The organism is Streptomyces sp. NPDC001843 (genome assembly GCF_042891955.1).
GTDB lineage: Bacteria > Actinomycetota > Actinomycetes > Streptomycetales > Streptomycetaceae > Streptomyces.
This window is the reverse complement of the sequence record NZ_JBIATQ010000010.1, coordinates 126,943-149,670: the sequence shown is the minus strand read 5'-3', so window position 1 is coordinate 149,670 and position 22,728 is coordinate 126,943. Positions and strand designations below refer to the sequence as shown.

At 67.5% G+C, this 22,728-nt stretch carries 18 protein-coding genes and 1 tRNA gene; 4 read left to right on the top strand and 15 right to left on the bottom strand.

What is annotated here, in order from left to right:
* Positions 1–22: 22 nt before the first annotated feature.
* The 12 genes from prmC to ACFYZQ_RS25025 form a co-directional block, all read right to left on the bottom strand.
* Complete coding sequence (gene prmC, locus ACFYZQ_RS25080; protein WP_388801968.1) at positions 23–862, bottom strand: peptide chain release factor N(5)-glutamine methyltransferase; 840 nt, start codon at positions 860–862, stop codon at positions 23–25.
* 121 nt (positions 863–983) lie between these two features.
* On the bottom strand, positions 984–2,060 hold the full coding sequence (gene prfA / locus ACFYZQ_RS25075; protein ID WP_389151703.1) for a peptide chain release factor 1: 1,077 nt from the start codon (positions 2,058–2,060) through the stop codon (positions 984–986).
* A gap of 112 nt (positions 2,061–2,172) precedes the next feature.
* Positions 2,173–2,394, bottom strand: a complete 222-nt coding sequence (rpmE, locus tag ACFYZQ_RS25070; RefSeq protein ID WP_030740744.1) for a 50S ribosomal protein L31 — start codon at positions 2,392–2,394, stop codon at positions 2,173–2,175.
* 277 nt (positions 2,395–2,671) lie between these two features.
* Positions 2,672–3,805 carry an LCP family protein gene (locus ACFYZQ_RS25065; protein ID WP_389151700.1) on the bottom strand — a complete coding sequence of 378 codons (1,134 nt, stop codon included), beginning with the start codon at positions 3,803–3,805 and terminating at the stop codon, positions 2,672–2,674.
* Positions 3,806–4,012: 207 nt separating this feature from the next.
* Positions 4,013–5,743: a trypsin-like serine protease gene (locus ACFYZQ_RS25060; protein WP_389152243.1), complete on the bottom strand. Its 1,731-nt coding sequence runs from the start codon at positions 5,741–5,743 to the stop codon at positions 4,013–4,015.
* 315 nt (positions 5,744–6,058) lie between these two features.
* Positions 6,059–8,149, bottom strand: a complete 2,091-nt coding sequence (rho, locus tag ACFYZQ_RS25055; protein WP_389151697.1) for a transcription termination factor Rho — start codon at positions 8,147–8,149, stop codon at positions 6,059–6,061.
* A 402-nt stretch (positions 8,150–8,551) separates the two neighbouring features.
* Positions 8,552–9,469, bottom strand: coding sequence for a homoserine kinase (gene thrB / locus ACFYZQ_RS25050; RefSeq protein WP_389151694.1), 918 nt, complete (start codon positions 9,467–9,469; stop codon positions 8,552–8,554).
* Between the two features lie 370 nt (positions 9,470–9,839).
* Positions 9,840–10,898: a threonine synthase gene (gene thrC, locus ACFYZQ_RS25045; protein ID WP_389151691.1), complete on the bottom strand. Its 1,059-nt coding sequence runs from the start codon at positions 10,896–10,898 to the stop codon at positions 9,840–9,842.
* A gap of 6 nt (positions 10,899–10,904) precedes the next feature.
* On the bottom strand, positions 10,905–12,197 hold the full coding sequence (locus ACFYZQ_RS25040; protein WP_389151688.1) for a homoserine dehydrogenase: 1,293 nt from the start codon (positions 12,195–12,197) through the stop codon (positions 10,905–10,907).
* A gap of 192 nt (positions 12,198–12,389) precedes the next feature.
* Positions 12,390–13,781 carry a diaminopimelate decarboxylase gene (gene lysA / locus ACFYZQ_RS25035; RefSeq protein WP_389151685.1) on the bottom strand — a complete coding sequence of 464 codons (1,392 nt, stop codon included), beginning with the start codon at positions 13,779–13,781 and terminating at the stop codon, positions 12,390–12,392.
* Between the two features lie 15 nt (positions 13,782–13,796).
* Positions 13,797–14,768 (bottom strand): ArgS-related anticodon-binding protein NrtL, encoded by a 972-nt coding sequence (gene nrtL, locus ACFYZQ_RS25030; protein WP_389151682.1) that lies wholly within the window; start codon positions 14,766–14,768, stop codon positions 13,797–13,799.
* 79 nt (positions 14,769–14,847) lie between these two features.
* Positions 14,848–15,330 carry a response regulator gene (locus ACFYZQ_RS25025; RefSeq protein WP_389151680.1) on the bottom strand — a complete coding sequence of 161 codons (483 nt, stop codon included), beginning with the start codon at positions 15,328–15,330 and terminating at the stop codon, positions 14,848–14,850.
* Positions 15,331–15,446: 116 nt separating this feature from the next.
* On the opposite strand from ACFYZQ_RS25025, the gene ACFYZQ_RS25020 reads away from it, so the two are divergent.
* A tRNA-Arg gene (locus tag ACFYZQ_RS25020) sits at positions 15,447–15,518 on the top strand.
* Positions 15,519–16,348: 830 nt separating this feature from the next.
* Here the strand turns inward: ACFYZQ_RS25020 and ACFYZQ_RS25015 are convergent.
* Complete coding sequence (locus ACFYZQ_RS25015; RefSeq protein WP_389151678.1) at positions 16,349–16,711, bottom strand: hypothetical protein; 363 nt, start codon at positions 16,709–16,711, stop codon at positions 16,349–16,351.
* A gap of 689 nt (positions 16,712–17,400) precedes the next feature.
* Positions 17,401–17,529 (bottom strand): hypothetical protein, encoded by a 129-nt coding sequence (locus ACFYZQ_RS25010; protein ID WP_389152240.1) that lies wholly within the window; start codon positions 17,527–17,529, stop codon positions 17,401–17,403.
* Positions 17,530–17,792: 263 nt separating this feature from the next.
* Between ACFYZQ_RS25010 and ACFYZQ_RS25005 the strand changes: the two genes are divergently transcribed.
* Positions 17,793–20,147: an N-6 DNA methylase gene (locus ACFYZQ_RS25005; RefSeq protein WP_389151675.1), complete on the top strand. Its 2,355-nt coding sequence runs from the start codon at positions 17,793–17,795 to the stop codon at positions 20,145–20,147.
* A 666-nt stretch (positions 20,148–20,813) separates the two neighbouring features.
* Here ACFYZQ_RS25005 and ACFYZQ_RS25000 read toward each other — a convergent pair.
* Positions 20,814–21,227, bottom strand: coding sequence for an ATP-binding protein (locus tag ACFYZQ_RS25000; RefSeq protein ID WP_389151674.1), 414 nt, complete (start codon positions 21,225–21,227; stop codon positions 20,814–20,816).
* A gap of 207 nt (positions 21,228–21,434) precedes the next feature.
* Here ACFYZQ_RS25000 and ACFYZQ_RS24995 point away from each other — a divergent pair, with 207 nt between their 5' ends.
* Together ACFYZQ_RS24995 and ACFYZQ_RS24990 are read left to right on the top strand one after the other, a co-directional pair.
* Complete coding sequence (locus ACFYZQ_RS24995) at positions 21,435–22,286, top strand: helix-turn-helix domain-containing protein (protein ID WP_389151672.1); 852 nt, start codon at positions 21,435–21,437, stop codon at positions 22,284–22,286.
* An 8-nt stretch (positions 22,287–22,294) separates the two neighbouring features.
* Positions 22,295–22,513, top strand: coding sequence for a DUF397 domain-containing protein (locus tag ACFYZQ_RS24990; protein WP_389151669.1), 219 nt, complete (start codon positions 22,295–22,297; stop codon positions 22,511–22,513).
* The last annotated feature ends 215 nt before the right edge of the window (positions 22,514–22,728 follow it).

The window sequence follows — 22,728 nt, the reverse complement described above, 5'->3', positions numbered from 1 at the left end:
TGCGGGTGGGAAGTGCTGGTGGTCACGGCAGCGCCTTGCGGGCCGTCGCGAACCGGGGGCGGTTGTTGAGGTCGGGGTGGTCGGCCGCGTCGGCCCAGCCCCGTTCCTCGGTGAAGATCCAGGGCACCTGGCCGCCCTGGGTGTCGGCGTGCTCGATGACGACGACTCCGCCGGGGCGCAGCAGCCGGTGTGCCGTGCGTTCCAGGCCGCGGATGAGGTCGAGACCGTCCTCCCCGGAGAACAACGCGAGATCGGGGTCGTAGTCGCGGGCCTCGGGGGCCACGTACTCCCATTCGGTGAGCGGGATGTACGGAGGGTTGGAGATGACCAGGTCGACCTGGCCGTCGAGGTCGGGGAAGGCGTCCAGGGCGTTGCCCTGGCGCAGGTCGACCCTGGACCCCTCCATGTTCTTCCGGGTCCACTGGAGGGCTTCCTCGGACAGCTCCACGGCGTGCACACGGGAGCGCGGCACCTCCTGGGCGAGGGCGAGCGCGATGGCGCCGGAGCCGGTGCACAGGTCCACGATGCAGGGCTCGACGACGTCCATGGCGCGCACCGCGTCTATGGCCCAGCCGACCACGGACTCGGTCTCCGGCCGGGGCACGAACACCCCTGGCCCGACCTGCAGTTCGAGGTAGCGGAAGTAGGCCCGCCCGGTGATGTGCTGCAGCGGCTCGCGCTGCTCGCGCCGGGCGATGACCTCCCAGTAGCGGGCGTCGAAGTCGGAGTCCTTCACGGAGTGGAGCTGGCCCCGCTTCACGCCGTGCACGAACGCGGCGAGTTCCTCGGCGTCGGTGCGCGGCGAGGGCACGCCGGCGTCGGCCAGCCGCTGGGTGGCCTGTGCCACCTCCGCGAGCAGCACGCTGCGGGGGCTTGGGGGCCGCCCCCCAAATTCTTGCTGCACGCTCGTCCTCCGGTACTCGGTACTTCGTCTGTGCGTGGCCTGCGTGATCTGCGTGGCCTGCGTACGCGGCTTACGTGTCCTACGCGGCCGCGAGCTTCGCCGCCGAGTCCGCGTCGACGCAGGCCTGGATCACCGCGTCGAGGTCGCCGTCCAGGACCTGGTCCAGGTTGTACGCCTTGAAGCCGACGCGGTGGTCGGAGATGCGGTTCTCCGGGAAGTTGTAGGTGCGGATCTTCTCGGAGCGGTCGACGGTGCGGACCTGGCTGCGGCGGGCGTCGGCGGCCTCCCTCTCCGCCTCCTCCTGCGCCGCGGCGAGCAGCCTGGAGCGCAGGATACGCAGTGCCTGCTCCTTGTTCTGGAGCTGGCTCTTCTCGTTCTGGCAGGAGGCGACGACTCCGGTCGGGATGTGCGTGATGCGCACCGCGGAGTCGGTGGTGTTCACGGACTGGCCGCCGGGTCCGGAGGAGCGGTAGACGTCGATGCGGAGGTCGTTGGGATTGATCTCCACGTCCACCTCCTCGGCCTCCGGGGTGACGAGGACACCGGCGGCGGAGGTGTGGATACGGCCCTGGGACTCGGTCGCGGGCACCCGCTGCACGCGGTGCACCCCGCCCTCGTACTTCAGCCGGGCCCACACGCCCTGCCCGGGCTCGGTGGCCCCCTGGCCGCCCTTGGTCTTCACCGCGACCTGGACGTCCTTGTAGCCGCCGAGTTCGGACTCGGTGGCGTCGATGATCTCGGTCTTCCAGCCGACGCGCTCGGCGTAGCGCAGGTACATGCGCAGCAGGTCGCCGGCGAACAGGGCGGACTCGTCGCCGCCCGCGCCCGCCTTGATCTCCAGGATGACGTCCTTGTCGTCGCTGGGGTCGCGCGGGACGAGCAGCAGGCGCAGCTTCTCGGTGAGTTCCTCGCGCTGCTTCTCCAACTCCTTGACCTCGGCCGCGAAGTCGGGGTCGTCGGCGGCGAATTCACGCGCGGTCTCGACGTCGTCGCCCGTCTGCTTCCAGGAGCGGTACGTGGCGACGATCGGGGTGAGCTCGGCGTAGCGCTTGTTCAGCTTGCGCGCGTTGGCCTGGTCGGAGTGGACCGACGGGTCGGCGAGCTTCTTCTCCAGGTCGGCGTGCTCGGCGACGAGTTCCTCGACGGCCTCGAACATCTTGGGGCTCCTGTACTGCGGGTGAAGGGCTGGCGGGCGACCAAAAACGCCGGTCCCGGCGCGACGCCCTCCGGGGAGGGGCCGCGGCCGTGGACCGGCGAATCGGCGCTCGCTACTTCTTGGAGCCGGCGGCCTTGCCGAAGCGGGCCTCGAAGCGGGCCACACGGCCACCGGTGTCGAGGATCTTCTGCTTGCCCGTGTAGAACGGGTGGCACTCGGAGCAGACCTCGGCCCGGATGGTGCCGGACTCGATGGTGCTGCGGGTGGTGAACGACGCGCCGCAGGTGCAGCTGACCTGCGTCTCGACGTACGCGGGGTGGATGTCGCGCTTCAAGGTGTCTCCTAGGTTTCGGGAGGGCGCCGGGTCGCTCCGCGGGGTGCGGGGGCGTGAACCGGAGCCGACGTACCAGTCTGCCAGGACTGGGGCCATCCTCCCAAACCGGGGGCTCGGGGTTTCTATTCCCTGGGGGGTAGCAGGGGGGTTCGCGCGGGAGGGGGTGCCGGTTTGTCGCCGTTGGCGGGTGCAGGTTGTTCGTGGCTGGTCGCGCCCACGCGGCGGAGCCGCATATCGATACAGCCCCGCGCCCCTTCGGGGCGCCTGCAGCGGGCGCCTACGACGAAGTCACCACGCCGTTGGCCTCGCCCTTGGCGGCGTCCTTGGTGGCGCTCGCCGGGATGGGTCTGTCGTTCTTGAGGGCCGTCCAGACCTGCTGGGCCTTGGTCCGCTGGATGAGGACGCGGTTGGGGTTCGTGGGGTCGTACTGGACCGGCATCGTGACCATGTGCATCTGCGAGGAGCTGATGCCCTTCAGGCCGTTCGCGAAGTCGGTGAGGGAGTTCACGGAGCCCAGCTCGGAGTCGGCGGTGACGGTCTTGGTCGCCGTGTTCGCGAGGTCGAACAGCTTCTTCGGGTTGGTGAAGACGCCGATCTCCTTGACCTGGTTGACCAGGGCCTTGACGAAGGCCTGCTGGAGCTGGATGCGGCCGAGGTCCGAGCCGTCGCCGACGCCGTGCCGGGTGCGCACGAGGCCGAGGGCCTGCTTGCCGGTGAGCTGGTGCGTGCCGGCCTTGAGGTCGAGGTGGCTCTGCGGGTCGTCGATGTTCTTGGTGGTGTGCACCTTGACGCCGCCGAGCTCGTCGATGAGCTTCTGGAAGCCGGCGAAGTCGACCTCGAGGTAGTGGTCCATGCGCAGTCCGGTGAGGGACTCGACGGTCTTCACGGTGCAGGCGGCGCCGCCGGTGGAGTACGCCTCGTTGAACATGACCGCCTTGGCGGCGGGGTGGGTCCTGCCCTTGGTGTCGGTGCACTCGGGGCGGTTGATGAGGGTGTCGCGCGGCATGGAGACGACGGCGGCCTTCTTGTGGCCCTTGTAGATGTGCACGATCATCGCCGTGTCGGAGCGGGCGCTGCCGTCGTCGGTGCCGCCGCCGAGCTTGCGGTTGGAGCCGGAGCGGGTGTCCGAGCCGAGGACCAGGATGTTCTCGGAGCCGTTGTCGGCCTTGGCCGGCCGGTCGTTGCCGAGCGCCTGGTTGATGTCGACGCTCTTGATGTTGCCGTTGAGCTTGAAGTACACGTATCCGAGCCCGGTGCCGCCCACCACGAAGACGCCCGCCGCGGTCCAGGCGGTGACCAGCAGGGCCTTGCGGCGCCCGCTGGGGGCCTTGCGGCGGCGCCCCTTGGCTCGGCGGCGGCCTCTGGTACCGGGCTCGGTTATGGCGGGCTCCGGCGTGCTCTCGGCAGACATGCGCTCCTCGAATTCTCGTCCGGTCGGTTACCCCCTGTTTTCAGGAACAGACCTGGTGTCGCGGCACCCTTACCGCACCATGGTCACTCCACCGGGTCAGACGGGGAAACCCGGAAAAGGGTTGCACAACGGACCGTGCCCACCGTGTACGACGGTGGGCACGGTCCGTAGTCGGGCGAGCGGATCAGCCCCGTCTCACCTGCGGGTTCATCCGAAGATGTCGTACTGGTCGAAACCGGTACCGACGGAGACTCTTGTGGCGAAAATCTCGCTGGTCGCCTTCCCGGTGCCCTTGTACAGGTAGAGCGTGCCGCCGGGCGTACGGGTGAGGAAGTCGGCCTTGCCGTCGCCGTCGACGTCGCCGACCGCGTCGAAGGCGTTGTAACCGGTCCAGGCGCTGCGCACCTTGATCCGGCTGGAGAACGCCCCGGAGCCGGACTTGCCGGTGCCCTTGTACAGGTAGAGGTCGCCGGTGCTGCTCTGGCGCGCGAGCAGGTCGGCCTTGCCGTCGCCGGTGAAGTCGCCGTGGCCGCGTACCGAGTTGTACTGGTTCCAGCCCGTGCTCACCTGCACGCGCGCGGAGAAGCTGCCGTCGCCCTTGCCGGGGTAGAGCCACAAGGTGCCGGCGGAGTCCACGGAGAGCAGGTCGGGCAGGTAGTCGCCGGTGAGGTCGCCGGGGGCGATGATCCGCGTGCGGGTCTTCCAGTTGTCGAAGATTTGCTTCATGGCCCAGGAGCCGCTGGAGGTGACGTAGTGCGTCCAGAAGACGGCACCGGAGGCGCTTTCGCGGGTGATCAGGTCCTGGTAGCCGTCGCGGTCGAGATCGGCCTGCAGGACGACGTTGACGCCGTCCCAGTCGCCCCAGGACTGGCGGGCGCCGAACGCGCTGCCGGTGGAGTCCTTCTCGTAGCCGGTCTTGGCGGAGGAGCTGCGCACCCACAGGTCGGCCTTGTGGTCGCCGCTGAGGTTGGTGTCGTCGACGCGCGGGTAGGCGGCGCCGACGTAGGTGCTGACCTTGGTGAAGACGCTGTAGGCGCCCTTCTCGACACAGTCCTGCACGCCCCAGGAGACGACGCCCACGATCCGGCCGCCCACGATCAGCGGTCCGCCGGAGTCGCCGTTGCAGGCGGAGGTGGTGCCGGTGTCGCTGCCGGTGGCGGGCTTGCCCGCGCAGACCATGTGGCCCTTGACGAAGTCCGTGCCGTAGTAGCCGGCGCAGGTGCTGTCCGACTGGATGGGCAGGGTGGCCGTCTTCAGCGTGTCGGAGATGTCCTGGCTGCCGGAGCTGGTGCGGCCCCAGCCGTAGAGCGTGGCGCTCTTGCCCGCGGTGTACGAGGCCGTGTCACCGGAGGTCGTCATGCGGATCGGCGTGGCCTTGACGGCGACCGGCAGGGTGAGGACGGCGAGGTCGTTGTCGATGGTGGCCGAGTCGTACGACGGGTGGTTCCACTGCCGCCAGACGCCGGTGGCCGTACCGCCGTGCAGGTCGGTGCCGCCCGAGCCGTCGTCGCCGGCGAGCTGTGAGGTGCCGGTGATGACGGCGCCGTGGGCGTGCCAGTCGTAGCCCTTGACGCAGTGCGCGGCGGTGAGGATCTTCGTCGGCGCGACGACCGAACCGCCGCAGAAGAAGCCGATGTCGTCGCTGGTGTCGCTGGTGCCCTTGTCGTCGTAGTACCAGAGCTGGGCCATCCACGGTGCCGACGTGATGGTGGTGTCGGTACCGCCGATGATCTTCGGGTCGACGGTGGCGGTGTTCGTGCTGGTGCCGCCGCTCGTGCTCGCGCTCAGGGACGACTTCCGTGTCGTCTGTCCGGCGGTGTCGTCACCGGCGAGGGCGCCCGCGACGCGCTTCTTCAGCTCGCTGAGCGAGGGCGAGCTGACGGCGGGTTTGACCGTCGGCGTCGGCGGTGTGATGGCCGCGCCGGCGGACGAGGTCATCAGCGCGGCGGCGACGGCCGCGGCGACACCGGCGGCGGCGAGCGGAAGGCCGAAACGTACCCGACGTCTGTGCCGACCGCCGCGGGGCAGGGCTGTGCTCAAGGGTTCCCCAGGGATGCATGAGATGGAAGGGACGCATGATGCGCCCCGCCCTACTCAGCGCCAAAAGGCCGCCCCCCGTCACTGTTGTGACGGGGGGCGGCCTCAAGCGCCCCGACAGGGGCGCGGGGCTGTGTCGATCTGCGGCTCCGCCGCGTGGGCGCGACAAGCCACGGACAACCCGCAGCCGACGAGACACAGTCACCTCAACGGCGACTAGTCACCATTGCCAGGCGTAGGCGTCGTCTTCTGGATCTGCATCAGGAACTCGACGTTCGACTTCGTCTGCTTCATCTTGTCGAGCAGCAGCTCGATGGCCTGCTGCTGGTCAAGCGCGTGCAGCACCCGCCGCAGCTTCCAGACGACCGCCAGCTCCTCGTTCCCGAGCAGGATCTCTTCCTTACGGGTACCGGACGCGTCCACGTCCACCGCCGGGAAGATGCGCTTGTCGGCAAGCTTGCGGTCGAGCTTCAGCTCGGCGTTACCCGTGCCCTTGAACTCCTCGAAGATCACCTCGTCCATGCGGGACCCGGTGTCCACCAGGGCGGTGGCGAGGATGGTCAGCGAGCCGCCGTCCTCGATGTTCCGCGCCGCACCGAAGAACCGCTTCGGCGGGTACAGGGCGGTCGAGTCGACACCACCGGACAGGATGCGGCCCGAGGCGGGCGCGGCCAGGTTGTAGGCACGGCCCAGACGGGTGATCGAGTCGAGCAGCACGACCACGTCGTGGCCCAGCTCCACCAGGCGCTTGGCGCGCTCGATGGCGAGCTCGGCGACCGTGGTGTGGTCCTCGGCCGGGCGGTCGAAGGTCGAGGAGATGACCTCGCCCTTGACCGACCGCTGCATGTCGGTGACCTCTTCCGGACGCTCGTCGACGAGGACGACCATCAGGTGGCACTCGGGGTTGTTGTGGGTGATCGCGTTGGCGATCGCCTGCATGATCATGGTCTTGCCGGTCTTCGGCGGGGCCACGATCAGACCGCGCTGGCCCTTACCGATCGGCGCGACGAGGTCGATGATGCGGGTGGTCAGCACGCCCGGGTCCGTCTCCAGGCGGAGGCGGTCCTGCGGGTAGAGCGGGGTCAGCTTGTTGAACTCCGGGCGGCCGCGGCCGTGTTCGGGCGCCATGCCGTTGACGGAGTCCAGGCGGACCAGCGCGTTGAACTTCTCGCGCCGCTCGCCTTCCTTGGGCTGGCGGACCGCGCCGGTGACGTGGTCACCCTTGCGCAGGCCGTTCTTGCGGACCTGGGCGAGGGAGACGTAGACGTCGTTCGGACCCGGCAGGTAGCCCGACGTACGGATGAAGGCGTAGTTGTCCAGGATGTCGAGGATGCCCGCGACGGGGATCAGGACGTCGTCCTCGGCGACCTGCGGCTCGGCGATCTCGTCGCGGCCACGGCGGCCACGGCGGTCGCGGTAGCGGCCGCGACGGCCACGGCGTCCGCCGTCGAAGTCGTCGTCGTCCTGCGGGCCGGTGTTGCGGTCCTGCCGGCCGCCGCCCTGCTGCTGGCCCTGCTGCTGACGGTCCTGGCGGTCCTGGCGGTCCTGCCGGCCGCCGCCCTGGCTCTGCTGCTGGTCGTCGCCCTTGCCGCCACGGCGGTCACCGCGGTCGCCACGGTCCCCGCGGTCGCGGTCCCGTCCGCGCTCGCGGCGGTCGCGCCGGCCGCGGCCATCGCCGTCACCGGCGTCGCCCTTGGGGGCGTCGCCCTGCGACTGGCCCTGCTGGCCCTGCTGGGCGGGCGTCTCGGCCTTGGGCTCGTTCTTCGCCTCGGCGGCGATCGTCTCGGTACCGCTGCTCGCCGGGGCGCCCGCGTCGGCGGTGGCGCGGCGGCGGCGACGCTCGACGGGGGCGTCGTCTCCCCCACGCTCGGCTTCGCTCACGCGGTTGCCCCCGGCCGGCTGGCCGGGAATCTCGATCTGCTGCTGGGCCACGGCCTTGTCGGCGGGCGCCTCGACGGCCTTCTCGGCCTTCTTCCCGGCGGCCTCTTCGCCCGTACGGGCCTTGGAGGTGGCCCGGCGCTTCGGCTTGGTCTCGGCGGGGGCTTCGGCCTTGGCGGCCGGGGCGGCGCCGCCGCCTGCCTGCGCCTCCTTGATGACCTCGATCAGCTGGCTCTTGCGCATACGCGCGGTGCCCCTGATGCCGAGGCCGGATGCGACCTGCTGCAGCTCGGCCAGCACCATGCCCTCGAGGCCGGTACCACGGCGCCGCCGGGAGCCGGCACCGGTGGCAGGCGCGGAGGCGTCCGTGGAGGGCGCGGCAGCGGTCTCCTCGACACGTGCGCCCATCAGATCGGTGGTGTCGCTCACGAAGGGTCCTTCCCTGGAGCGGACGTCGGCCTGTCTGGCTCGGCGACCGTTTGTGCTGTCCGGCTTCGGTTCTGTCTCTGTGAACCAAGCCGGGGCGGTGGTCCGCCTAAACGGCGGAAGAGATATCTGGTGATGGCGCTTCCTCGAATCGTGGCACTCAGTGTCACGTGGTGGGGTAGCACCGATTCCGGAGCGTGCCCAGCGGCCCGCTCAGTGCGTGAGTACGACGTACTGACCAGGTACGACCTACGGAACACTGAGTGGCTTGGGGGGCTCCCGGAAGAATGTCTGTCCCGGACGGGGACACGAAGCACCTCGCCATGGTGGGGTCGGGTGCAGACTTGAGATTAACACTACCGGATCCAACAAACATTCCCCCTCTCCAAATCCGGCAACCGTGTGTCAGGTCGCAAGCGGCAGCACGCTCGCTCCCTGGACATCCAGGTTCAGCCGGTTGGCGGCCCACCCCGGGCCCGCCAGCTTTTCCACCTTGTCGGCGGTGTCCACGTCGGCCAGCGCCATGACGGTGGGCCCGGCGCCCGAGATCACCGCCGGGATCCCGTCCTCCCGCAGCCGCTCCACCAGCGCCGCGCTCTCCGGCATCGCCGGGGCGCGGTACTCCTGGTGCAGACGGTCCTCGGTGGCCGGCAACAGCAGCTCGGGGCGCCTGGTCAGGGCCTCGACGAGCAGTGCGGCGCGGCCCGCGTTGACGGCGGCGTCGACGTGCGGCACGGTGCGCGGCAGCAGACCGCGCGCCGTCTCTGTCAGTACCGGCTTTCCGGGCACGAAAACCACCGGAACGATGGAATCGTTGGGCTCCATCCTGATCGCCCGTGCGGCGCCGGCCTCCATCCAGGAGAGCGTGAAGCCGCCGAGCAGACACGCCGCGACGTTGTCGGGGTGCCCCTCGATCTCGGTGGCCAGCTCGAGCAGCGCCGTGTCGTCGAGCCTGGCCTCGCCGCCTATGGTCACCGCCCGTGCGGCGACGATGCCGGCGCAGATGGCGGCGGAGGAGGAGCCGAGGCCGCGGCCGTGCGGAATGCGGTTGGCGCACACGATCTCCAGGCCGCGCGGCTGGCCGCCGAGCAGGTCGAAGGCGGTGCGCAGGGAGCGGACGAGAAGGTGGCTCTCGTCACGCGGGAGCGTCTCGCTGCCCTCACCCGCGATGTCGATGTGCAGCCCTGAGTCGGCCACCCGGACGACGACGTCGTCGTAGAGCCCCAGCGCGAGGCCGAGGGCGTCGAAGCCCGGGCCGAGGTTGGCGCTGGTGGCGGGGACGCGCACCCGGACGGCGGCGGCGCGGAACGCTGGACCGGCCATCGCTCGATGACTCTCCTTGAGCTGCGTGATGGTCGAATGACATTCGATACGTACCTGAGCCCCTCAGGGCCGCACAGACGGCGCGGCACCCTGCCATATGCGAGGCATATGCAGTGGGCGGGTTCAGTACAGCCTATCGAAGGAAGGTTCTGTGGCGACATAGGGCGCACAGGAGGCGCACGATGCGTGTCGTGAACCTCCTGTGCCCCCTCCCTGGGGAGTCCCCAGGGAAGAGACGCCACGGGGGGTCGCCGGGTTGCCCGGGCCCGGGACGAATCCCAGCCGGCGGATGCCGCGCCGACGGATGTCAGGCGACGAATCCCAGCCGACGCATCCCAGGCGACGGCTCTCAGGCGAGGCCGAGGGGCTGTCAGGCGAGGCCGAGCCGCGCGGCGGCGGTGGCCGAGTCGACCGGGACGGTGACCGGCTGCGGGGCGCCCGCGACGGCCCAGTCCGGGTCCTTCAGACCGTTGCCGGTGACCGTGCACACGATCCGCTGCCCCGGGTCGACCTTGCCCTGCTCGGCCGCCTTCAGCAGACCGGCCACGGACGCGGCGGACGCGGGCTCCACGAAGACACCCTCCTGCGCGGCCAACAGCCGGTAGGCGCGCAGGATTTCACGGTCCGTCACCTCGTCGATGGAGCCGCCGGACTCGTCCCGCGCCGCCAGGGCGTACTGCCAGGAGGCGGGGTTGCCGATGCGGATCGCGGTGGCGATGGTCGACGGGTCCTTGACGACCTCGCCCCGCACGATCGGGGCACTGCCGGAGGCCTGGAAGCCCCACATGCGGGGCGTCTTGGAGGCGACGCCGTCGGCGGCGTACTCCTTGTACCCCTTCCAGTACGCGGTGATGTTGCCCGCGTTGCCGACCGGGAGGACGTGGATGTCGGGGGCGTCGCCGAGCATGTCCACGATCTCGAAGGCGGCCGTCTTCTGCCCCTCGATGCGCACCGGGTTGACCGAATTCACCAGCGCCACGGGGTAGTTGTCGCTCAGCGCACGGGCGAGGGTGAGGCAGTCGTCGAAGTTTCCGTCGACCTGGAGGATCTTCGCGCCGTGCACGAGGGCCTGCCCCATCTTGCCGAGCGCGATCTTGCCCTGCGGCACGAGCACCGCGGAGACCATCCCGGCGCGCACGGCGTACGCGGCGGCGGAGGCGGAGGTGTTTCCGGTGGAGGCGCAGATGACGGCCTTCGCACCCTCCTCCTTGGCCTTGCTGATGGCCATGGTCATGCCGCGGTCCTTGAAGGACCCGGTGGGGTTCGCGCCCTCCACCTTCAGGTGGACCTCGCAGCCCGTGCGCTCGGAGAGCACCTGCGCGGGCACGAGCGGCGTGCCGCCCTCGCGGAGCGTCACGACCGGCGTGGTGTCGGATACCGGCAGCCGGTCCCGGTACTCCTCGATGATTCCGCGCCACTGGTGGGTCATTGCTGGTTACTCTCCTTCAACCCGCATGATGCTGGCGACACCCCGCACGGTGTCGAGCTTGCGCAGCGCCTCGACGGTGCCGGTCAGGGCGGCGTCGGAGGCGCGGTGGGTGACGACGACGAGGGAGGCCTCGCCGTCCTTGCCCTGCTGTCGAACGGTATCGATCGACACCCCGTGCTCGGCGAACACGGTCGCCACCTGGGCGAGAACACCCGGTTTGTCGGCGACGTCGAGGCTGATGTGGTAGCGCGTGACGACGTCGCCCATGGGCGAGACGGGCAGCGCGGCGTACGCGGACTCGCCGGGGCCGGTGGACCCGTTGAGCCGGTTGCGGCAGACGGCGACGAGGTCGCCGAGCACGGCGGAGGCGGTGGGAGCCCCGCCGGCGCCGGGACCGTAGAACATCAGCTGCCCCGAGGCGTCCGACTCGACGAACACGGCGTTGTAGGCGCCGCGCACGGAGGCGAGCGGGTGGCTGAGCGGGATCATGGCGGGGTGCACGCGCGCGGTGACCGAGGCGCCGTCCTTCGCCCGCTCGCAGATGGCGAGCAGCTTGATGGTGCAGCCCATCTCCTTGGCGGAGGCGAAGTCGGCCGCCGTCACCTCGGTCATGCCCTCACGGTAGACGTCGTCGAGGCGGACCCGGGTGTGGAAGGCGATCCCGGCGAGGATGGCGGCCTTGGCGGCGGCGTCGAACCCTTCGACATCGGCGGTCGGATCGGCCTCCGCGTACCCGAGGGCGGTGGCCTCGTCGAGCGCCTCCTGGTACCCGGCACCGGTCGAATCCATCTTGTCGAGGATGAAGTTCGTCGTCCCGTTGACGATCCCGAGCACCCGGTTGACCTTGTCGCCGGCGAGGGACTCGCGCAGCGGCCGGATCAGCGGGATGGCACCGGCGACGGCGGCCTCGTAGTAGAGGTCCTTGTTGTTCGCCTCGGCCACCGCGTGCAGGGCGGCGCCGTCCTGGGCGAGGAGTGCCTTGTTGGCGGAGACCACGGACGCACCGTGCTCGATGGCGGTGGTGATGAGCGTCCGGGCGGGCTCGATCCCGCCGATGACCTCGACGACGACATCGAGGTCACCCCGTTTGACGAGGGCGGTGGCGTCGGTGGTGACGAGCGCCGGGTCGATGCCCTCACGCACCTTGGAGGGCCGCCGCACGGCCACGCCCGCGAGCTCCACCGGGGCACCGATGCGGGCGGCGAGGTCGGCGGCGTGCGTCGTCATGATGCGCGCCACCTCTGAGCCGACAACCCCACAGCCCAGCAGCGCCACCTTCAGCGGACGCGTACGCATCATCCGACCTCGTTTCCTCATACCGTCACGGTTGGACCAGTCTCACTCACCGAACGGGACTTTCTGCCCCATGTCCGGATCGTGAGACATCTATTTCATTACGGGGGACGGGGAAGACCGAAGATCTTCCGGCCCCGCGCGAACGGTGCTGCCGGGTGCCCCTTGCGGTGGCATCCCTTGAGGTGACCCTTGTACTCAGCCGACGTCGAGCCGCAGCAGGTCCTCCTCCGTCTCCCGGCGGACGATGACACGCGCCTCACCGTCGTTGACGGCGACGACGGGCGGCCGGAGCACGTGGTTGTAGTTGCTGGCCATGGACCGGCAGTAGGCCCCCGTCGCCGGTACGGCGATGAGGTCACCGGGTGCCAGGTCCGCGGGCAGGAACGCGTCCTTCACCACGATGTCCCCGCTCTCGCAGTGCTTCCCGACCACACGGGCGAGCATCGGCGCGGCGTCGGAGACACGGGAGACGAGGGCGACGCTGTACTCGGCGTCGTACAGCGCGGTGCGGATGTTGTCGGACATGCCGCCGTCGACGGAGACGTACGTCCGCAGCCCGTCGAGGGGCTTGATGGTGCCGACCTCGTACAGCGTGAAGGCGGTGGGCCCGACGATGGCACGGCCGGGCTCGACGGAGATACGGGGCGTCCGCAGCCGGGCGGCCTCGCACTCGCGAGTGACGATCTCGGTCAGCGCCTTGGCGATCTCGTGAGGCTCGCGGGGATCGTCGTCGCTGGTGTAGGCGATCCCGAGCCCACCACCGAGGTCGATCTCAGGGAGCTCCACCCCGTGCTCGTCCCGGATGTCCTTGAGCAGCCCGACCACGCGGTGCGCGGCGACCTCGAACCCGGACATGTCGAAGATCTGCGACCCGATGTGGGAGTGGATCCCGATGAGCTCAAGCCCGTCGAGCTGCAGCGCCCGCCGCACGGCCTCGGCGGCCTGCCCCCCAGCGAGCGGAATGCCGAACTTCTGGTCCTCGTGGGCGGTGGCGATGAACTCGTGAGTATGCGCTTCCACACCCACGGTGATACGGATCTGCACCCGCTGCCGCCGGCCGAGCGACTGGGCGATGTGGGCGACGCGCACGATCTCCTGGAACGAGTCGAGGACGATACGGCCCACCCCGGCCTCGATGGCCCGCCGGATCTCGCTCTCGGACTTGTTGTTGCCGTGGAGGGCGATGCGGTCGGCGGGCATGCCGGCGGAGAGGGCGGTGGCCAGCTCCCCACCGGAGCACACATCGAGGTTCAGCCCCTCCTCGTGCAGCCACCGCACGACGGCACGGGACAGGAAGGCCTTCCCGGCGTAGAACACGTCGGCGTCGGCCCCGAAGGCGGTACGCCACGCCCGCGCGCGGGCACGGAAGTCGGCTTCGTCGAGGATGTAAGCGGGGGTCCCGTACTCCTCGGCGAGGTCCTTGACGTTGGTCCCACCGACGGTGACGACCCCGTCGGCGTCCCGGGTGACGGTCTGGGCCCAGACCTTCGGGTCGAGGGCGTTGAGGTCGGTGGGCGGGGCGGAGTAGTGGCCCTCGGGGAGGACGTCGGCGTGACGGGGCCCGGCGGGGTGTGCGGAACGGCTCATCTTGGGCGTGCTCTCTCAGAGGTGATCGGGTGCGTCGATGCCGAGCAGGGACAGGCCACCGGCCAGCACCGTCCCGGCGGCTTCGGCGAGGGCGAGCCGGGCACGGTGGGCGGCCGAGGGTTTCTCGTCGCCGCGCGGCAGCACGGTCAGCAGGAAGGGCAGCGCGGCATCGGCGACGGTGACGAGGTGCCGGGCGAGACGGTCCGGGGCACGGTGGATGGCGGCCGCGGCGAGGATACGGGGATGGTCGGCGAGGGCGCCGACGAGCTCGGGGTTTCCGACCGCACCGGGCTCGGCGGTGAACCCGAGGCGGGCGGCGTTGCGGGTGAGCGCCCGGGTACGGGCATGGGCGTACCGGACGCGGAAGAGGGGATTGCCCTCACGCTGGACCAGGTGGTCGGCGGTGATCCGGGGCCGGTCGTGCGCGGCGGGATGGAGCAGGGCCCACTGGGCGGCGTCGGGCCCGAGCGGGGCGGGGTCCTCGGGGGCGGGCACGGGCCGCAGATTGACGGGCTCCCCATGCCACACCTCCACCCTCCCACCCTGCGTGCCAACAATCCGCACGAGCGCGTCGGCGACGACCTCGGCACGGGCGTCGTAGGGCACGCGCAGAGTGACGACCTGACCGGCGAGGGCGTCGCCGTGCCCGTAGGCGGGGCCGCAGTCGCGGATCTCCCGCACGAGGTCGGCGGTGGGGTCGACGTCAGGCCGGAGGCTGATGTTGAGAAACCCAGGCCCGGTGACAACAACGTCATCGACACCATCAAGGGTGGCGAGATGGGGCCGCAGTATCTCGGCGACCCGGAGGGGGGGCTGCCCGGCCGGCCTGGCGAGCTGCAACGCGACGTTGGTGGCGTAGTCCCCGCACCCTCCGGGCCCGGGCGGCGTGACCTGCACCCGCTCCGGCACGGTGACGGTCAGCTCTCCCTGGTCCACGGCACAGCGCACGGCGCGCAGCACGGTGCGGGAGAGCTCGACGGGAGTCACGGCACAAGGGTAGGGGAGGAGGGGGGTGGGAAGGCGAGCCGATAAGGCGCGAAGGTCCGGGATGTGGACAGGGGGCTGCCTACTGCAGCTGCTGATGCTGATGGGACTGGTGGGACTCAACCACCACGGAGTCAGCCCTCCCCCGGTCAACCAACCGCAGAACGAGCCGCACCAGCTCAGCCGGATTGAAGGGCTTCGCAAGAAAGGCGTCGACCCCGGCATCAAGGCCGGCCTCCACCTCCTGCTGCGTACAAGCGCTGACGACGGCGATCGGAAGCTCCCGCGTCCGAGGATCTGCCCGCAGCCGAGCGGCGGTACGTATCCCGTCGAGCCGGGGCATGACGACGTCAAGAGTGACGACATCGGGCCGCACCTGATGAACGACTTCCAGACACTCGGCACCATCGGCCGCGGTCACGACCTCGAGGCCCTCCAGCTCGAGATTGACCCTGATCAGCTGCCGGATGACCTTGTTGTCGTCCACAACAAGCACCCGACCCGACGCGCCTGGCACAACTCGAGAGTAGGTCCGGACCGGCCACCGCGTCCGGGTTTTCCCCACTTCCACCCCACCCGAGCGACCCGCCCCTCCCCCGGCTGCGGAAACCCGTTCATGAACACCCCGACAGAGCTGGTAGTGTTCTACCCGTCGCCAGGAGCGAACAGCTCCCCGCGAACGCCCCCGTAGCTCAGGGGATAGAGCAACGGCCTCCGGAGCCGTGTGCGCAGGTTCGAATCCTGCCGGGGGCACTCGCCGAGTATCAGCAGAGACCAGCGCTGACCAGAGCGGATGCCTACAGCAGAAGGCGGGAGTCAGTCTCACTGACTCCCGCCTTCGTTCGTTGTCTCTCACAGTCCACGCACCATCTGCGATACACCCGCTGTGGATCGACCTGCCCTGTGGTGGTCGGGGACAACAGAAGCGGCACCGCCTGACTGGTAGACGCCCCCTCCCTACGGCACGAAGACGGACCTTCGCGGATACGGCGGCGTTTCTGCTTGTCAGGTCCCTGGGGCGCAAGCAGTATGCGCCGATGGATGGACTGTTCTGGTTGGGCATTGTCATTGGCTCGATCTTCGGTGTCCTGGCGGACCTATGGAAGCGCCCCCTTGACCGACTGCTTGACCGTAGGCTCGAACACCGCACGGCAGTGCGTGGTGACAGACTCATGAGAAGGCTTCGGAACGATCGTCAAGCGCTCCGCGATCACCTAGTTGAAGTCATCCTTCAGACAACCGTCATTGCCTTCCTGGTTGTGATCTTGACTGGGCTGGCGGCGGGGACCTCTGGCTTTCTCTCCTGGGTAGATGTTTCGCCTTCCGGACGTATGCGCTTCGCGCTAGCCGCGCTCACGGCTATTTCCCAGTTGGTCCTTATTGCCGGTGCGGCGTACATCGTTCGCTTGGCCAGCGACGCTTTGGTAATCGCTCGGCGAGTCTCTAGGGTTCACCAAGCGAACCCCGGTATCCCTTCGGCTCCCGACTCTGATCCACCTGGCTCCACGAGCCCCCCTACGACCTAGCAGCGCCATAGGGTGGCCCCGGAAGCCTCGGGCACCCTCGGAGCGTCTCGTGTAGCGCTATGACGCGTCGCCGTCCTCTGCCAACGCCTTTGCGATCTTCGCGTTGGCTGCCTCTTCGTGACCGTCGATGCAGCCGTGATAACGCCGGTGGATCACCTCGGGAGAGTTGCCGACTCGCCGGGCTACCTCGGCGATCGGGACTCCCGCATTGAGCCACCGCGTGATGCAGGCTTGCCGCAGGTCGTACGGGCGGCCGGCCAACGGCGAGTCGACACGCTCAGGTGGGAGCGCGTACTCTCGCGCTTCTTCCCACACCCACCAATAGGTGGAAGAGCCGACCACTCCCCCACGCTCGTTTCCGAACACGCGACCTTCCTTGGCCGTGCCGAACGCTTCCAGGTGCGCCCGCAGGATCGCCACCAGGACAGGCGGGATAGGCAGCGGCCGGTCGCTCTAGGCCTCCCGCGCTCTCAGCCCGCGGCGATCGTGACGCTCCCTGGAATCGGTCCACTGCTTCCCGGCGACGGGACGCGTCTCCCGAAGCGTCAGCGTGCCCCATCCTGCGTCCGGGAGACGGCAAGTCAGAACACTTCAGTCCAACCGCCTCAGCCGGACGCAGGCCCGCGTAGTACAGGACCGCGCAGAAGGCCACCAGACGCCTCCCACGGCACCGATCCCACGAGCCAACGTAGGAGACAGCCGCAAGCAACTGACGGGCCTGTAGGGCGTTCACGAGGACACGGCGGTCCACCACGTCATTGGAGCCCACGTGCTTCCGGCGGGCGCGTTGAAGCGGGTTACCCGAGAGGTCACCCGCGACCACCGCGTGTTCAAGGGCGGTGTTCAGGGACCGACGGCGGCGCCTGTACGTGTCGCCCGCCGCCGGGGTGCCGTCCAGCTTGTAGCCGAGGCGATAGAGCACGTCCTCCAACACCGCAGCGTCTGCCACATCGGCCACCGGACGATCCGTCGTTGTGAGCCAGTCATACGCCGCTTTGGCAGGGGCGCCGCGGGCGAGTGCCGGTCGAAGGTGGATGGGAGCTGGCGTGAGCGGTGGGCTGGAGAAGGCTTCTGACCAGCCGTTGATGTGGCACTCGCTGGGAAGGCCCTCACCTGCGATCACCCGAAAGGACCAGCAGCACCCAGCGAGGCGCGTCCGAGATCCACTCGGAGATCGCCATCATGGACCGCGCTCCGGCCAGGACACCCGCCGCCGCGGCAGCAACGAGAGCCGTCAGCGGGAAGCGCCGGCCACGACGGTCACGCGGGTCGGTCAGGCCCGCAAGAAACGGTTACAAGACATACCGCATCGGGCAACTCGTCAACACGCAAGGCCTTTGGCGTCATGGCCACCTTCCGCAACCTCGCCATCGGTCTGCTCAAGAACCTCGACACTCCCGGAACCTGATCAAGCCCTGACCCTCATTACCGGTCTACGACACGACATAGGATCGCCACGGACGTGACCGGGCAGGACGATCGATCAGGAGCAGCACGGCCGATGGCGAACGAGCGCATCACTGAGGACATGGTCGAAGCCAGGCTGCGAGCGCTGGGCTACTACGACGACGAGGACGCCGTCGTGATCGAAAAGCAACAATCAACTGTACACGCAATTCGAACCGCCTTGTCGAAAGCATCGAAGACCGGCAAGGGAGGCGCGGGCTACCCTGAGTTTATTATCACCGCACCGGCCACACCCGACATGGTCGTGGTTGTCGAGTGCAAGGCAGATGTGAGAAACCATGAATCTGCGAAGCACGACCTTCCCGCCCAATACGCAGTAGACGGCGTTCTGCACTACGCACGATATCTCTCCCCCAATTACACAGTCATCGCGGTAGCCGTCTCAGGCAATAGGCACACCAACAAACACTCGTTCTTTGTACTTCCCAAGGGGGCAACTTCCGCAAAGCCTCTAGTGTCACCTACGGGCGCTCCTATTACCGAATGGGTCGGATTGGACGACCTAATGGCCGCAGCGTCCTTCGACCCAAACGTGCAGCAGCAACGCACGCACGACCTCATCGCGTTCTCGATGGAGATGCATGAATTCATGCGCGACGAGGCCGAACTCGAAGAAAAAGAGAAACCCCTTGCCGTTGCAGGTACTCTCATTGCACTAAATGATCCCGTGTTCGCAAAGACCTACGCCGAGTATCCCGCCACAGATCTTCCCGAATTTTGGATGCAGTCCATCCAGAAGGTAGTGCGAGCAGCTAAGCTCCCGGTCCCAAAGATCGAGAACATGACGCAGCCGTTCACTAACATTCAAGTACACCCGGAACTGCGCAAGCCGACCAAGGGTTACCCAAAGGGACTTCTCAGCGAGATCGTGACGCTGCTCGCCGATCGAGTAATGCCGTTTATTAACGTTTATCACGACTTCGACGTGGTCGGAGCATTCTATGGCGAGTTTCTGAAGTACACGGGAGGCGACGGTAAAGGACTGGGCATCGTTCTTACACCCCGACACGTCACCGAACTATTCTCCTTGCTGGCAAACGTGACCAAGGATGACAAGGTCCTTGACATCTGCGCCGGCACGGGTGGATTCCTCATCTCTGCAATGATGCAGATGATCCGCACAGCCACGACGGATGCAGAAGTGGAGTCAGTGAAGAAGGAGCGGCTGATCGGCATTGAGCAGCAGGCGACTATGTACGCACTGGCCACTTCGAACATGATTCTTCGCGGAGACGGAAAAGCGAACATATACCAAGGATCATGCTTCGATGTCGCCATCTCGAAGGAGATTAAATCCCATCGCGCGAACATCGGGATGATCAATCCCCCCTACGCCAAATCCAAGGAAGATCTCCACGAACTACGATTTGTCGAGCACATGCTCGACAACTTGGAGAAGGGTGGGACCGGGATTGCAATTGTCCCGGTTTCGTGCGCGACCCTCAAGTCCGAGCACAAAGCAAATCTAATGAAGAAGCACACACTGGAGGCGGTGATGAGCATGCCGCCGGAGTTGTTCCACCCCGTAGGGGTAATCACGTGCATTCTCGTGTTCACCGCCGGCATTCCTCACGCCACCGCAAACAAGAAAACCTGGTTCGGATACTGGCGCGATGACCGATTTGTCAAGGTGAAGAATCTCGGGCGCGTAGATAAGCACCAGGCCTGGCCGAAACTGCGGGACCACTGGGTTGAGATGTTCAGGAACCGCGAAGTTCATGCCGGCGAGTCTGTTATGCAAAAGGTCGGCCCAGGTGATGAGTGGGTGGCCGAGGCGTATATGGAGACGGACTACTCAGGGCTAGATCCCCTCATCCTTGAGAAGGTTATCCTCGACGACGCGATGCTGACCTTGAAGAGCGCTCAGTCTGCCGCCGCGTCAGCGAGGCAGTTCTCAAACACGGAAACTTGGGGTCAGTTTGAGCTTGGAAGCCTCTTCGACATTAAGAAGGGCAAGCGTGTCACGGCGGCCGATCGGGGCCCCGGAACTACTCGCTTCATCGGAGCTTCCGAATACAACAACGGGATCACCGACCTGTGTGATCTTGATCCTACTTTCCAGGGGCATTGCCTGACAGTTCCTTACAACGGCAACTCTGTCGGCGTGGCCTTCTATCAAGACCAGCCATTCTTTGCTTCCGATGACGTGCAGGTGCTAATTCCGAAGCAAGATGTATCCCGCTGGGCACTACTGTTCGTTGCAGCAGTGATCAGATATGAACGCTATCGATTCACCTACGGGTATAAGTGGAATCTCTCTCGCATGAAGAAGACCATCATTCGCCTGCCGATGACCGACGTCGGAACACCCGATTGGAGTCACATGGAGAGAGTTATGCAGGGGCTCCCGTTCAGCACCGCAGTGGCGTCTGATAGCGAGCGCAGCTGAAGAAGGTTCCTATCGATCCGAAGCGGTTGCCACTACAGGTCGCGAAGTGCAGTGAGAACCTGCCCCATCACAAGCTAGGAGCCTTGCGTTTTGACGGGCATGCCCGGTGATGGCCAGGACGCAGAGGCAAGCACGGCTTCCGTGATCATGTAGGTCTGCGGGGACGCGGCCGCGCACGGCAGCCAATCGTGGCACCGGTGCACGGGGTATACCCCGGCCAGATCAGTGCTGAGCTCCTTATGCGGCGCTCCGCAGACGTGGACCATTCGTGGACCGGCACCACCGGATATAAAACCGCCAGGCTCGTGACCTGCAGTCCTGCCCAGATGGCAACCGCCCTCCGGAGCCGTGTGTGCATTTCGGCATCCTGCCGAGGTTCCTGCAGGACGTGCTCAAAACCTTGTCATCGGCGACTTCTCTGTAGGCAGGGTATTGCCGTAGACAGCCTTCTACAACTGATCGCGTAAACCCGGGCGGCGCTCCAGCGCCACCCGGAAGCGGTCGCTCCCGGCCGGCACCGAATGCAACTCCCGTAATGCTCGTGCTCCAGGGTGCGGCGCACGGCGGCCCCTTCGGATGCGGCGGACAGTGATCGGCAGATCTGTCTCAGGCCTTCGGATAACCCCCTGGCCGTGGAGCACATCTGCCAAGCACCGCCGGAGCGGCTTATGCGGCGCCCAACTCGCACCACACGACCTTCCCTCGGTTGCCGTCTCTAGTCAGCGGCTGCCACCCCCACAGGTCGGCGCACGCTCTGACCAGCCCCAGCCCACGCCCGTCCTCCGCCTCGCCCACCTGCTCCAGCGGTACGGGCGGCTCCGGCGGTTGCGGGTCAGCGTCCCAGGCCCCGATCCGCAGCACGCCCGCGGACCAGCGCACGCGCAATGCGGCCGGGCCCTTGGTGTGGCGTACGGCGTTGGAGATCAGCTCCGTCGCGAGGAGTTCAGCGGTGTCGACCAGCCGGATCAGGCCGTGCATGGTGAGGATGAGGCGGAAGGTGCGGCGACTGATGGTCACGGCGCGCGTGTCGTTGGGGATGTAGAGGCAGTATTCCCAAGGCGCGTCCACATTTTCGGGCATGCGTCAGCTCCATTCGGTTTGAGAGGGGTGGCGAGGCAGGCGGTGGCATTGCCGCAGCCGTCGTGGCAGGACGGCGCGGTGCGCTTCCGCAGCGTGTGTGTTACGTCACCGACGGTATGTCATAAATTTCTGACGCTGCAAGCCGATCGCGTATTCTGACCCCGAATGGGTCGCCCTGCCAGGGCCGTTGAAGGAAGAAGGACGCCCGTGCCAGTGAGACGGCACCCCACGGCTCGTCAGGTTCGCCTGGGCGCCGAACTGCGGAGGCTGCGCGAGGCCGCGGGGCTCAAGGCAACCGAGGCTGCGAGTCTGCTCGCTGCCAGCTCCGTCCAGATGAGTCAGATCGAATCCGGACTCGCAGGGGTGAGCGAGCAACGGCTGCGCCGACTTGCGGCCCATTACGCCTGCACGGACAACGCGTTCATCGATGCCCTCGCAACAATGGCAACCGACCGGACTCGCGGCTGGTGGGAGGAGTACCGGAAGCTGCTGCCCGCGTCGTTCCTCGACCTCGCCGAGTTGGAGCACCACGCCACTTTTCTGCAAGAGGTCGCGCTGCCGTACATCCCCGGTTTGCTTCAAACGGAGGGCTACGCCCGTGCGGTCTACTCCTTCAGGGTGCCTGAACTGCCGCAAGAAGACCTTGAGTTGCGCGTTCGTCACCGCATGCAGCGCAAGGTGATCCTCGAAGGACCTGCCCCAGTCCCGTACGAAGCAGTGATCCACGAGACAGCGCTGCGGATCAGAGTCAGCGACCGCGACGCTTCCCGGACTCAGCTTTCCCGCCTCCTGGAGCTTTCCGAAGCTGAACACATCACTCTTCGCGTCATCCCGTTCGATCTAGACGGCTTCGCGGGAGCCACCAGCACGATGAAATACGCGGGCGGTGCTGTGTCCAAGCTCGACACGGTGGTTCGAGACGCACCGCACGGCACGGCGTTCATCGACGCAGACGCGCAACTCGTCGCCTTTCGAACGCTCTTCCGTAGAGTGGAGGCTGTATCACTCGACCCCGCCCAGTCCCGTGACTTCATCCACAGACTGGCGAAGGAACTGTGAGGCGCCCGATGACCGACCCCAGCTACTGGCGCAAGTCGTCCTACTCGGGCCCCGGCGACGGCAATGACTGCGTGGAGATCGCGGACTCCCCAACCCTCGTATTCATACGCGACTCCAAAGCTCCGGCCAGGGCCGCCCTGTCCTTCCCCACCGGAGCCTTCGCCACCTTCGTAGAGGCCCTGAAAGCTCACTCCCCCGCGACGGACTTGGCCGGGCCCCATGGCTGATCTACCTCGTACCCCTTAGTCGTCGCCAACTGGCAGGCGAACAATCGCAGCGGCTCTGGCGCCACCGACGGTTGCGGCAAGGCCGGCGTGGCCGGGCCCTCGATCCCCCTGACCAGTGACGCCCTGTTGCCTCACAGCCACCCGCGACAGCTTGCACATCTGCCTGTGCGGCACAAGCGCCGACATAGCCGACGGCACACGAGACCATGACCGGC

Bases quoted from the DNA above. Each gene is read 5' to 3' on its own strand.
- prfA (WP_389151703.1), bottom strand. From the start codon at position 2,060: ATGTTCGAGGCCGTCGAGGAACTCGTCGCCGAGCACGCCGACCTGGAG.
- ACFYZQ_RS25065 (WP_389151700.1), bottom strand. From the start codon at position 3,805: ATGTCTGCCGAGAGCACGCCGGAGCCCGCCATAACCGAGCCCGGTACC.
- ACFYZQ_RS25060 (WP_389152243.1), bottom strand. From the start codon at position 5,743: ATGACCTCGTCCGCCGGCGCGGCCATCACACCGCCGACGCCGACGGTC.
- thrB (WP_389151694.1), bottom strand. From the start codon at position 9,469: ATGGCCGGTCCAGCGTTCCGCGCCGCCGCCGTCCGGGTGCGCGTCCCC.
- thrC (WP_389151691.1), bottom strand. From the start codon at position 10,898: ATGACCCACCAGTGGCGCGGAATCATCGAGGAGTACCGGGACCGGCTG.
- ACFYZQ_RS25040 (WP_389151688.1), bottom strand. From the start codon at position 12,197: ATGATGCGTACGCGTCCGCTGAAGGTGGCGCTGCTGGGCTGTGGGGTT.
- lysA (WP_389151685.1), bottom strand. From the start codon at position 13,781: ATGAGCCGTTCCGCACACCCCGCCGGGCCCCGTCACGCCGACGTCCTC.
- ACFYZQ_RS25005 (WP_389151675.1), top strand. From the start codon at position 17,793: ATGGCGAACGAGCGCATCACTGAGGACATGGTCGAAGCCAGGCTGCGA.
- ACFYZQ_RS25000 (WP_389151674.1), bottom strand. From the start codon at position 21,227: ATGCCCGAAAATGTGGACGCGCCTTGGGAATACTGCCTCTACATCCCC.
- ACFYZQ_RS24990 (WP_389151669.1), top strand. From the start codon at position 22,295: ATGACCGACCCCAGCTACTGGCGCAAGTCGTCCTACTCGGGCCCCGGC.